Below are 12,687 nucleotides of genomic sequence, written 5' to 3' on the forward strand. Positions count from 1 at the left end.
TCTTATTTCAAGATAATTTCCACAGGACAGTGGTCGCTTCCCATAATCTCTGTATGAATCTTAGCATCTTCGAGGCGGTCTCTTAGACGTTCTGAGATCAGGAAATAGTCAATACGCCACCCAGTGTTCTTCTCTCTTGCACGGAAACGATACGACCACCAAGAGTAAGTAACCTGCTCTGGATAAAGGGTACGGAAGGTGTCGATGAAGCCATTACTTAGTAATTGGGTCATCTTCTCACGCTCTTCATCGGTGAAGCCCGCATTCTTATGGTTTGTCTTAGGGTTCTTAAGGTCTATTTCCTGATGGGCAACATTCATGTCACCACATACAATAACAGGCTTTTTCTCATCGAGTTTGTGAAGATAGGCTTGGAAGTCATCTTCCCATTTCATACGATATTCTAATCGACGGAGTCCATCTTGTGAGTTCGGTGTATATACAGTAACGAGATAGAAGTCATCCATCTCAAGTGTAATCACACGCCCCTCATGGTCATGCTCATCAATGTCAATACCATAAGTCACGCTCAATGGCTTATGCTTTGTGAAGATAGCTGTGCCAGAGTAACCCTTCTTATCAGCGTAATTCCAATAAGACTCATAGCCAGGGAAACTGAGATCAAGCTGTCCTGCTTGCATCTTCGTTTCTTGTAGACAGAAGAAATCAGCATCCAAGTCCTTGAATTGCTGCTCAAACTCTTTTCCTACACAGGCGCGAAGCCCGTTTACATTCCATGAAATAAACTTCATTGTATTTCTTTCTTTTCTATTGTTCTTAGTTCAAAATCAACAGGTATGCTGAATTTCTTTTCTTGTTTATATTCAATGCGTCCATCTTGATGTTCTATAAGTCTAAATAATCTATTGATTATAAATTTCATCTTGAGATTGGATGTCTTTATATCATAGTGTGCATTAAGTATATCATTTAGTAGCAGAGCATCAACTTGATAAGTACCCTGAGAGGTCTTTATTTTTGTAGTAATACGTGGAGTTGCATATAAATCTGCTGGGTCCTTAGACTCTTGATTGCCTACAAGACGAAACTTAAGGTCGGCTAAAGGAACTTCAATTAATGCTGCACGAAGTTGAGTTGCTTCACTACTGTTGTCCTCAGTAGATATTCCAAATGCAAGAGCTTCATAAGGAAAGTTCTTGCAAACAACTATACCATCTTTATAGATGTCCCATTTGATATTACCACTAAGCCCCTGATTTTTTGCATCAGCACTTATTAAACCTTTGTAACTGCCAGGTATACTATTTAAAACCTTCGAACGTGCTTCAAGGAATTGTTCTTTTGTTAGTTCTATATTCTTATCCTCTATCTTTTCGTTATTGTCGTCTTTTGAGCAACTTGCCATAAACAATGTTATTACAAGTGCGCAAATAGCCACTACAGTGGTTCTTATAGTCCCTTTCATGCTTTTGAAATTTATATTTATTGTTTGGCTTATTCTATATTCTCTTGGTCTCACCACGCAGTAAGTCCATGAACTCATTGCGGGTCTTACTTGATTCAAATACACCGCTGTAAGCACTTGTTGTGGTAATAGAATTCTGTTTTTCTACGCCACGCATCTGCATACACATGTGCTTTGCTTCGATGACAACCATTACGCCTTGTGGCTTCAAGGTGTCATTGATGCACTGCATCACCTGCTCTGTTAGGCGTTCTTGTACCTGCAGACGGTGTGAGAAGATATCCACTACACGTGCTATCTTGCTCAATCCCGTGATATGTCCGTTTGGAATATATGCAACATGAGCCTTGCCATAAAAAGGAAGCATGTGGTGTTCGCACATAGAGAAGAAGTCAATATCCTTCACAATCACCATTTGGTTGTACTTCTCTTCAAACAATGCGTCGGTCAATACCTTATGTGGATCTTGTGTATAGCCACGTGTGAGTACCTGCATTGCTTTTGCAACACGCATTGGAGTCTTCTCCAAACCTTCTCTTTCTGGGTCTTCTCCTAAGAGTGTAAGTACCTGCTTGTAGTGTGAGGCAAGTTCGTCTAATCCTTCACGGAATGGTATTTCAGGAGTCATATTACTTTTCTTTCTGATTATTTGTATATGTTAGGGTTCTCTTTAATATTGTAGAGTAGGATAACCCTTAGTAATTAACAGGTTGTGTTGTTTTTACTGTCACCATCATACGGATGACATTAGCATGCGGATAGCCCTCTTTTCGGAGTGTTCGCATAATCTTCTTTGCTGCGTCATAGTTAGTAAAGTTACCAACAAGACACATCCAGCGTGGTGGATAGAAATGTACGTAAACAGGCTGCTCTGGGAAGAGCTGCTTAGCTTTCTGTCCTGCTTTGTCCGCTTGCTGGTGTGCAATGCGAGTGTTACCACCGCTATACACCTGTACACGGAAGCCTCTAACTTTCTGTACACCTTTCTTGACACGTTTGGTCACAATCCGCGTATCTTCAATCTCATCCCATGTAGGAATGTGCGGCTTTCTGACTAAACGCTTTACTATTTTTGTTCTGACAGGTTGTAAAGTGTTGTTTTCAGGTCGTGCTATCTCTGGCTTGTGCTCGTTTAGCTTTGGGACAACCAGTTGTTTTGTGTCTGGTGTCTTGATAGTTGGACGTGCAGGTTCGGTTTGACTCTCTACTTTCTGTCGGTCTTTTTTGTTTTTCTTGTCTGCCTTTTTGCCATTCACCAATGCGTCAATCTCGGCACTCTGAGATACCGTCACCGACCCTTGGGCATTAACAGCCACAACAGCAGTCAGCATAACAACTATGATTGTAAGGAGTCTTTTCATTCTTTAGTGTATAAAAATTGAAATAGAGGTTGTATCAAATATGCTAATGGTTGTTGACCCAGTAGAATTTTGATACAGCCTCTTAAGTTTTCTTTGAATTACTTCTTCCAAGCGTCGATGATACCCTTGAAGTCAGCAGCCTTCAATGAAGCGCCACCAATCAAGCCACCGTCGATATCAGCCTTGCCGAACAACTCAGCAGCGTTGCTTGCGTTACAGCTACCACCATAGAGGATTGATGTCTCCTCAGCAGCCTCCTTGCCGTACTTCTCAGCAACGATTGAGCGGATGTAAGCCAACATCTCCTGAGCCTGATCAGAAGTAGCAGTCTTACCTGTACCGATAGCCCAGATTGGCTCGTATGCCAAGATGATGTTCTTCCACTCCTCAGCAGAAAGGTGGAATACAGAACCTTCGAGCTCAGCCTTTACTACCTCGTTCTGCTTTTCAGCCTCACGCTCCTCAAGAGTCTCGCCGCAGCAGAAGATAACCTTCAAGCCATTAGCCAATGCTAACTGTACCTTCTCTTTCAGAATCTCAGCTGTCTCACCATAATACTGACGACGCTCAGAGTGACCGAGGATAACGTACTGTGCACCAGTACTCTTTACCATAGCGGCAGAAACCTCACCAGTATAAGCACCCTTCTCCTTGTCAGCGCAGTTCTCAGCACCGAGAGCAACACCCTCTGCGTCCAATACCTGTGCAACACTTGCAAGGTGAATGAATGGAGTACAGATAACAACATCACAGTTTGGCTTCTCTGCCTTCAATGAGTCGTTAATTTCCTTTGCCAATGCAATACCTTCCTGCAGGGTCTCGTTCATCTTCCAGTTACCTGCAACAATTTTCTTTCTCATTTGTCTTTTACGTTTTAAAAGTTGATATAATTTATTTGATTGTTCTTTTTGTAATATCCATTCCTCCTTTTGCTTCAACCATTCCTCTCGTTTTCTGACCCATCGTGTCCATGACCAAATGCGGTCGGCAACAATTAGGAGTGTCAGTGGGAAGATATAGCAAATAAGAATCAAGACAATCTTTGTCCATGTCTTATTCTCTGGTTCACGTCCTGCTTCAATAAGTGATAATGGGGCGTTCAGCTCTGCCTGCTTAGGAAGGGCATTGTGACTCCACTTATTGATGATAGTACCTTTGTAAAGTAGCACCAAACCAGGATTACTACGGATGATTGTTTTCAGCGTTGTACCATCAGTTGTATAGAAAGGATACTCGGCTCCAGTAATATCTCGCCAGTGTTTAACGGCTTTATCCGTACTTGCTGTGAGTCCATAGAAACCATAACCATTCTCTTTTGCATATTCATAGATTGCATCAATCTCACCAAAGTTACTATCGTCGGCACGTTCCAATACTGGGGCTACGAGTAGGAAAGTATATCCATCTTTGGTTAGTATGCTATCAGTAAGGTCTTCTCCCGTCTTCTCGTCTGTAATAGAGAAGTCGTGAATAGGGGGTTCATAGCCTTTTTCAAGTATCTCTTGGTGTGTATCTTTGAATACCCATGTTGAGTCATCGTATGGGTAATCATTCTCTGTGAACTCCTTTGTTACACCATCTTTCTCACAAATAAAGGTTGTCTTGTAAGTTGTCTGCTTGGCACCTTCAGGAATCTCCATAGCCTTCTTGATATTCTGACCAATGTAATATGGACGGAAGTCGAAGATAGGCAAATGATAAAGACTCAGTATAGATGCCGTGAATATAAAGACAATCGTGAAGTAGAAAGCAATCCACTGATTAGTTTTTGATACAAAACGTATCTGATAAAGTGGCCAACGTGCAAGGATGAAGGCAGCAATCAAGAGTATAAGGTTCTTAATGAAAGTCTGTGTGTTTGTGAGGTGAATCGCATCACCAAAGCAGCCACAATCCTGTATTGGATTGCTTACAGTAAGCCAAAGGGTCACAAGCGTCATCACAACCATAATGATGAGTGAAAGCTTGCTGGCAAGTCGTCGACGGATAGCAAGCAGGAGCATCACACCTAAGGTGAACTCTATAGCTGCCAGTCCGACAGATAACATCAATTGCGCCCAGTCTGGAATATAAGCCGACAACTGTACCGCCTCTAAGTATTCTGCAATCTTATATTGCGAACCTAAAGGGTCAATCGCTTTGACAAAGCCCGAAAAGATGAATGTCAAAGCAAGTAGGGCACGGCTGAAGTTTACCAGTATGGACTTTATTTTATTCATGTAGTTTGATTGCTCCAAAAACAGCGTAGTTCATTATATCCATATAATTGGCATCGATACCCTCGCTGACAAGCGTTGCACCGCCAAGGTCTTCAATCTCCTTAATACGTTCAATCTTTGTTAGGATTAGATCGGTATAGCTGCTGACACGCATGTCGCGCCAAGCCTCGCCATAGTCGTGATTCTTCTTTATCATCAACTCGTATGACTCCTTTGCGTAGCTATCGTATAGTGCTAATGCCTCATCAGGTGTCATATCAACGCTGTCGACAAAGCCTTTTTCCAACTGGATAAGTCCTACGATACTGTAGTTTATCAGTGCGATAAACTCTGGGCGGATGCCTTCACCCACCAAACTCTCACCTGTAATCTCCAAAGAACGGATGCGTTTTGCCTTAATAAAGAGCTGATCAGTGAGGGAAGAAGGGCGCAGAATACGCCATGAAGCACCATAGTCATGGAGCTTCTTCCCAAAAAGACTTCTGCACTCGGCGAGTACATCTTGAAATTCCTGCTGTGTCTTTGTCAGTTGACTTACCATAGTCTTATATTGATTTGACTGCAAAAATACGTAATTTCGCTGTAATAAACGAATGAATTAACAACTATTCCTGTCATAAGGGGTGGTTTGTAAATGATTGTGAGCGATTGTAAAGTTAGTCTGTTTTTCTGTTTAATCTTTGTGTTGAGACTTTATTGCTACCTCCGCACTATTCGTGTTTACCGTCCGCACCATTGGTGCTTAGCATCGACACAATGCGTGCGGAGCCTCCACAAATAACCAAGAAAGGTTCTGTGATGTAAGAGACTATTCTTTTTTTATTTTATCTATGCGCTTTTCTATGACAGAGGAAATCCTTCAAAATTAAATTTCCTGTCATCTCTGTCATCTGCTATTTGCTTATAACTAATTGGATTACAGATGGGTTGTGTGAAGTGTTAATTGTGACAGCAAAAGAAAATTAAACTTTTATTGTAGTATATGTGTATTTCTCTGAAAAGGGAAATTCGACATTCTCTCACAAAATAAAATACAGATTGACTCGTTCAATGTTTTCATTTCTTTCGTTGAAGTGTCTCTTAATGTTGTGGCTTTTAATACTCCACATATTAACCCCGAACTGTTCATTATACCGTAATGTTTAGTTCTTAAAGACCAATTTGAGTTTATAAAAGAAAGAGAGAATATGTCACTTTCCTATGAACATATCCTCTCTTTTGAAGTATTATAACCAGATTATTGTTTAATTATGACCTTGACATTGCTATTTGGTTTATTCTTGTCACTATTGTTAGTTATGATATTCTCTGTGAATATTATACCCTTACTGTCGAAATAATCCTTTTGCTGCTGAGTCATTGTTACTTTTATCTGTTTATCACCTGTAACATCAGTTTGAAGTCCTACAGCTATATTCTCGATTGTCCCAGCTTCACTTATGTCGAGAGATGAGAGTTTACTATTTGAAACATTTATATTTTTCAATCCGTTTTTACTCCCTAACTTCAACTCGCGAATACCTGAATTATTCGTTGTTAGTTCTGTTAAGTGTGTATTATTACTTAAATCTAATGTTGTTATTCCTTTAACATAACTGAGGTTAAGTTTTTGCAGTTCTGTATTCTTGGTTACGTCTAAGGAACTTATCTGCGTACTGCCCAACTCAAGTATTTTTAAGTTAGTGCCTGCAGCTGCCAATCCTTTTATCTCTTTTACTGCAGAACCGAGGAGATTGATAGACTTCAATTTAGTCATTTTGCTAAAGTCGTAGCTTTCTATCTTATTACCCCAAGCAACAAAGTTTTCAAGTTGATCTTTATCGGATAATCCCTCTATTTGGGTCAGTTTCCCAGTTGCACTTATATTGATAGAATTTATCTTTGGTGAGTTTAAAGTGTTGATGTTTGTCAGTTCCCCATTGTTATACGCTTGCAATGTTGTCAGAGCAGGAAGATTACTTGCGTCAATCTTAGTAAGCAGTTTGTTATTATATAACGCAAGTGTAGTCATTTGAGGGTTGTTACCCACTTTCGCTTCTGTCAGTCCATCCATATGATGAGCTGATAAGAATTTTAGATCTTTCAATCCTGAAATATCAAGTTTTGTTACTAATGGGCTATTGCTGACTACAATAGTATTATTCAAATATGGGTTTTTGTTAAAATCAAGTTCTCCTGCAAGATTTTTGTTACCTTGAAGTGATACAGATGTTATATTGCGATAATATTGTAGCTCATCAATAGATGTGAGTTTGTCGTTATCTGTAATTGTCAATATTCCCTTGTACGAAAGGATTTTCTCAAGGTTGTCTCCATCGTAAATGTCTAAGTTGCCGTCTGGTTTTCTATTCAGACCTGAAACTTTTGCAGCGACAGCATCAATTATAGGCTGATTCTTAAGAATGAAATCCTTAGCTTTAGTAGGGTCAAGTGTCATCTCACCGAGGTTATAAACCTGAGCACGTTGGATATTTACTTCCTGCTTAACCTTTTTCAGGATAGCCTTGCCATTCTGTAAAACAAAAATAAGTGTCAAACCCTGTGAAAGCTTTTGCTCTGGGAGGGCTATGTAATATGACTTATTCTCCTCAAGGCTGCCAGACTCTGCTGTAAGGTTTACTACTGGAGAAGCTGCAGTGAATTTGTTTTGGGCAGCACTAATCTTACCATCATTAGCAAAAGTGATGGTTGAATTTATTGTACCTGCAAGATTTTCCTGTCCAACAGCAAGCAATTTAACCTGCTTTACGTCAGAAGTACCTTTGATGGTAAAGCAAAGTAGTCCGCCAACATTGTATGCAATGAATGGTTTTCCACGCTGTGGAATGATACCAACAGAAACATTTGCCTTTGGATCAAAGCTGCCTGCAACAGCCTTTTGATTCTTAGGGAAGTCATACTGATATTCTGCTTGAGAATTACTCTTAACTGCAATCTTTGCATTCTCCTGATAAGGATACATCATGAAGTAGGGGTTTGGTTGATCATCAGCTTGCCCCCAGAAACGTACGTCACTTCCCGTTGTCGGAGTTTTGAAAGGATAGGTTTTCTGATACCTGGCTGTCTTATAGCCAATACCTATTTGGTCATTAGTCTGCCAAGTTACAGTTGAGCCGTCTGTGCCAAGTACAGTACGTGTAACAGGCTGTGAAGAGCCTGCAATAAAACTCATGTCAACCAGTTTCTCGCTGGTTGCCTCAGTGCTATCAAAGTCGTCTTGTGAGCATGATGCTGTGGTGAGGGCAAGTCCTAAACACAGCAAGTATGTCTTAAAATGTTTCATTTTGTTCTTTTTGATTTAATTCGTTTTTGTGATAAGTTTAATCTCTTTTGATTAAAATGGTGAGTCATCATCAGTACCATCATCAACTACAGGGGTAGTGGTATTACTATTTGTGAATCCCTCGTGTTGAGTGCTATGAGCACTATCCATTAAGAAATCACCTTCAGTCTCCATTTTCACCAAAAGAGTGAATGGCTTTTGATATTCCTTCTTCATTTTGTCTTGTTTTATTATCCCTAATTATTTTTATTGATGTCGTTAACCCTTTAGGTTCTTTGTTATCCTTAAAGAACTTTGTTAAAATAGTTTTATTTAGGTTTGATTCTAAATACTTCTATTAAATAACGTGCCTGGGTTATCGCATCACAAACATATATTTTGTTGTTATTTTACTTTTAACTGGTCTTAAAGACTTGTTATCAAGTTTTTTACCTAATTTCTTTTAGTGGGGTGCAAAGTTAATTATTCTTTTGTAAATAGCAGATAGTCAATCTGGAAAGTTTCTAAAACAAAATTATAATTAACATATAAATCGTAATATAGCTGTTTCTATTAGTTCTTATTAACAGCTATTCAGTAGCTCATTCTCTTCTAAAATTTCTTTTATTATATGAATGAGTTGAGCTTGTTGTATAATCTTTTTTATTCAAATACTTGACTTATATTATGCGAATTTAATTATCATAGAACAAAGTGTAGTGAGTAAAATAGATTCTCCCGTTAAATTCATAGAATTGGAAATAGAATAAGGACTTGTGTACTTGCATAGTATGACTATCTAAAAATAGGTGAACTTAGAAGAGGGATGAGCAACGCGATAAATGCAGATAGGTATTATCTCTATCTGTCTTCTATAAATAATATTCTCTTATAGTATTTATGCTTGTAAACTATTTTCATGTAGCTCAAAATCAATACATGGTCTTTTGGCTTTTAAAAGATGCCTAATAGACTTGCAAAAGATGCCCTTTTAAGGTCTAACTAACGCCCTTTTGAAGTCCAATTAAGCATCTTTTCCTATGCCACTTTATAACTATCTGATTTTCTGTTGGTTGTAAATATGCTTTTTATGCGTGTTTTTGCCATAATTTATTGATGTTTTATTTGAAGTTATGTAATAATACTTTACCTGCTCCTTCTGTGTTTTCAACGTACTAAAATGAGGATGTTTTCAGTGTTGGTGGATGGTAACAGAATAAATAGTTGACAGTCTCTGCTATGTTTTTGTTTAATGAATAACTTTGTTTTCTCGTTAAAGCTGTACGAAAAGTATTCACATATTTAAGCGGAAGAAGCATAAAAAGCACATCCATTTAGTTTTGAACTTGTGAGAGTTGTGGAAAATATGTATCTTTGCATGATTCTTATTATAAAGATAACATTATATGCGAGATCTCTCAGATGCCGAATTGGCACAGCTTATAGACAAAGATATATTTCATCATATTTCAACAGCAGCCGATAAACTTGGCTTGGAATGCTATGTTGTGGGCGGTTACGTGCGTGATTTGTTCTTGGAACGTCCGTCAAATGATATAGATGTTGTGGTTGTTGGAAGCGGTATTCAGGTTGCAAGTGAATTGAAAGCCATCTTAGGTAAGAAGGCTCATCTGTCCGTTTTCCGTAACTTCGGAACAGCACAAGTAAAGTACAAGAATATCGAGGTTGAATTTGTCGGTGCACGAAAGGAAAGTTATAGCCATGACAGTAGGAAACCAATAGTTGAAGATGGTACATTGGAAGATGACCAGAATCGCCGTGATTTCACGATTAATGCGATGGCTATATGTTTGAATAAAGCACGCTTTGGCGAATTGGTTGACCCATTTGATGGTGTTGATGACCTTTGGGATGGTATTATCCGTACACCACTTGACCCTGATGTTACTTTCTCTGATGACCCATTACGTATGATGCGTTGTGTTCGCTTTGCTACACAACTTAATTTCTTCATAGAGGACGAGACCTTCGAGGCTTTGGAACGTAATGCTGAACGAATCAAGATTATAAGTGGGGAACGTATTGAAGAGGAGTTGAATAAGATTATGATGACTGCAACACCAAGCAAGGGATTTATAGAACTATATCGTTGTGGTCTTTTGCAGCTTATTCTTCCAGAACTTGTTGCACTCGATGTCGTGGAGACAAGAAACGGACGTGCTCATAAGAATAATTTCTATCATACGCTTGAGGTATTGGATAATATCTGTAAGTACACGGATAATCTATGGTTGCGTTGGTCTGCGTTGTTGCATGATGTGGGCAAGGCTAAGTGTAAGCGTTGGGATGCTACAGCAGGTTGGACCTTCCATAATCATAACTTTGTAGGTGCAAAGATGGTTCCAAACATCTTCCGTCGTCTTAAACTCCCGATGGATAGTAAAATGAAGTATGTGCAGAAACAAGTTGATTTACACATGCGTCCGATTGCTATTGCTGATGAGGAGGTGACCGATTCTGCGGTACGTCGATTGCTGAATGATGCTGGTGATGATATAGATGACTTGATGACCCTCTGTGAGGCAGATATAACAAGTAAGAATGCAGTTCGTAAACAACGTTTCTTAGATAACTTTCGTATTGTTCGAGAGAAATTAAAGGATTTGAAAGATCGTGATTATAAGCGTCTTTTACAGCCTTGTGTTGATGGAAACGAGATTATGGAAATGTTTAATTTGAAGCCGAGTAGGGAGGTTGGATTGCTGAAACAAACATTGAAAGATGCTGTACTTGATAACAGAGTTCCTAATGAACGTGAACCGCTTTTAGCTTTGTTACGAGAAAAGGCAAAGGAATTGGGTTTAGTATAGCCAATTATTGTTAAAAAAGAAGCTATGAACTGAGGCGATTTAAATATTAATATGTATATTTGTACGCTGAAAACTATAACGTTATCGCATAGTTCTCAGCGTACTTTGCTTAGTAACAAATAAACTTTTCGTATATAGGTTAAACCTTAGTTTTCCGATTGAATTGAGATAATAAAGAATATATTTTAATAGGTATGAAGAAAAAAAGTATCTTATTGTCTGCTATAGCAGCAGTGACAGTGTTACTTACCAGTTGTGGTGGAGGAGGAAGACAAAGTCTTCCAACAAACAATGAGTATCCAGTAGTTACAATTGGTGCAGCTAATGCACAGTTAAAAACAACATTCCCTGCAACTATTAAGGGTGTGCAGGATGTTGAGGTGCGTCCGAAGGTAAGTGGCTTTATAACAAAGCTGTATGTACATGAAGGTGAGTATGTTCGTGCAGGACAGGTTCTTTTTGTGGTAGATAACTCTACTTATCAGGCTGCAGTGCGTCAGGCAGAAGCTCAGGTCGTATCAGCGCAGAGTGGTGTTGCAAGTGCGCAGGCTCGTGTCGTACAAGCTAATGCAAGCCTTAATTCTGCCAATGCACAGGCAGCAACTTCACGTTTGGCTTATAGTAACAGTAAGAACCTTTATAGTAATAAGGTGATTGGTGATTATGAGATGGAGGCAGCTAAGAATACTTACGAGACAGCACAGGCTGCAGTTAGTCAGGCACAGAGTGGAGTTGAGTCTGCTAAGGCTGCTGTCGTACAAGCGCAAGCTGCTGTTCGTCAAGCTCAGGCAATGCTTGCAACAGCTAAGGATAACCTTGGTTTCTGCTATGTGAAAAGTCCAGCATCTGGTTATGTAGGTAGTCTTCCTTATAAGGAGGGTGCTTTGGTTAGCGCGTCTTCTGCACAGCCAGTTACTACTGTTAGCAATACTTCTTCTATCGAAGTTTATTTCTCAATGACTGAATCTGATGTATTGAAGCTTAGTCGTACTAATAATGGTTTGAACAATGCTATCAAGTCTTTCCCAAGTGTTAGTTTGTTGTTGGCTGATGGTACGACTTACAATCATGAGGGAGTAGTTGTTAAGACCAGTGGTATTATTGATGCAACAACTGGTACAGTAAGTGTTATTGCACGTTTTCCTAACCCAGAGCACTTGTTGAAGAGCGGTGGTAGTGGTCAGATTGTTATTGCAAAGACTAACAATCGTGCTTTGTTGGTACCACAAGAGGCTACTGTACAGGTTCAGGATAAGATCTTTGTATATAAGGTTGATGCTAAGAGCAAGGTTCATTATACTGAGATTACAGTTGATCCACAGAATGATGGAATTAACTATATCGTGACAAGTGGTCTTAAGATGGGCGACCGTATTGTGAGCAAGGGTCTTTCAAGTCTTGAGGATGGTGCAGAGATTACTGCACTTACTCCTGCTGAGTATGACAAAGCCATTGAGAAAGCAGAGAAATTGGGTGCAAACCAAGGTTCAGCATCAGGCTTCCTTAAAGCTATGAAGGGAGAAGATAAGTAGGTGATAGATGTTGAATGATGGGTGATGAAGAATTCTTTAACTCATTCAATATTTAC

Annotated in this window: 10 protein-coding genes; 2 read left to right on the forward strand and 8 right to left on the reverse strand. The window is 39.3% G+C overall.

Features of this window, described 5'->3' with window-relative positions; genetic code table 11:
• Positions 1 to 2: 2 nt before the first annotated feature.
• The 8 genes from PMEL_RS02485 to PMEL_RS02520 all read right to left on the reverse strand — a co-directional run bounded on the left by PMEL_RS02485 (position 3) and on the right by PMEL_RS02520 (position 8,505).
• A complete protein-coding gene (locus tag PMEL_RS02485; protein ID WP_120173812.1) occupies positions 3 to 752 on the reverse strand; it encodes an exodeoxyribonuclease III in 750 nt (249 codons plus the stop codon).
• The gene (locus PMEL_RS02490; protein ID WP_120173813.1) at positions 749 to 1,426 is read right to left on the reverse strand and encodes a DUF4840 domain-containing protein; all 678 of its coding nucleotides are present in this window, start codon (positions 1,424 to 1,426) and stop codon (positions 749 to 751) included. The genes PMEL_RS02485 and PMEL_RS02490 overlap by 4 nt, the downstream gene beginning before the upstream one ends.
• Positions 1,427 to 1,460: 34 nt before the next feature.
• Positions 1,461 to 2,054 carry a GTP cyclohydrolase I FolE gene (gene folE, locus PMEL_RS02495; protein WP_120173814.1) on the reverse strand — a complete coding sequence of 198 codons (594 nt, stop codon included), beginning with the start codon at positions 2,052 to 2,054 and terminating at the stop codon, positions 1,461 to 1,463.
• Between the two features lie 67 nt (positions 2,055 to 2,121).
• Positions 2,122 to 2,787 carry an SPOR domain-containing protein gene (locus tag PMEL_RS02500; RefSeq protein WP_120173815.1) on the reverse strand — a complete coding sequence of 222 codons (666 nt, stop codon included), beginning with the start codon at positions 2,785 to 2,787 and terminating at the stop codon, positions 2,122 to 2,124.
• A 98-nt stretch (positions 2,788 to 2,885) separates the two neighbouring features.
• A complete protein-coding gene (locus PMEL_RS02505) occupies positions 2,886 to 5,006 on the reverse strand; it encodes a BT_3928 family protein (RefSeq protein ID WP_120173816.1) in 2,121 nt (706 codons plus the stop codon).
• Positions 4,999 to 5,547: a DUF1599 domain-containing protein gene (locus PMEL_RS02510; protein WP_120173817.1), complete on the reverse strand. Its 549-nt coding sequence runs from the start codon at positions 5,545 to 5,547 to the stop codon at positions 4,999 to 5,001. Before PMEL_RS02510 ends, PMEL_RS02505 begins: the two co-directional genes overlap by 8 nt.
• Before the next feature lie 696 nt (positions 5,548 to 6,243).
• Positions 6,244 to 8,289 carry a hypothetical protein gene (locus tag PMEL_RS02515; RefSeq protein WP_120173818.1) on the reverse strand — a complete coding sequence of 682 codons (2,046 nt, stop codon included), beginning with the start codon at positions 8,287 to 8,289 and terminating at the stop codon, positions 6,244 to 6,246.
• 51 nt (positions 8,290 to 8,340) lie between these two features.
• Entirely contained in the window at positions 8,341 to 8,505 is a 165-nt protein-coding gene (locus tag PMEL_RS02520; protein WP_120173819.1) for a single-stranded DNA-binding protein, read from the reverse strand.
• A gap of 1,169 nt (positions 8,506 to 9,674) precedes the next feature.
• Between PMEL_RS02520 and PMEL_RS02525 the strand changes: the two genes are divergently transcribed.
• Positions 9,675 to 11,099, forward strand: a complete 1,425-nt coding sequence (locus PMEL_RS02525; RefSeq protein WP_120173820.1) for a CCA tRNA nucleotidyltransferase — start codon at positions 9,675 to 9,677, stop codon at positions 11,097 to 11,099.
• A gap of 194 nt (positions 11,100 to 11,293) precedes the next feature.
• Complete coding sequence (locus PMEL_RS02530; protein ID WP_120173821.1) at positions 11,294 to 12,631, forward strand: efflux RND transporter periplasmic adaptor subunit; 1,338 nt, start codon at positions 11,294 to 11,296, stop codon at positions 12,629 to 12,631.
• Positions 12,632 to 12,687: the final 56 nt, after the last annotated feature.

Source organism: Prevotella melaninogenica, from assembly GCF_003609775.1.
Lineage (GTDB): Bacteria > Bacteroidota > Bacteroidia > Bacteroidales > Bacteroidaceae > Prevotella > Prevotella melaninogenica_A.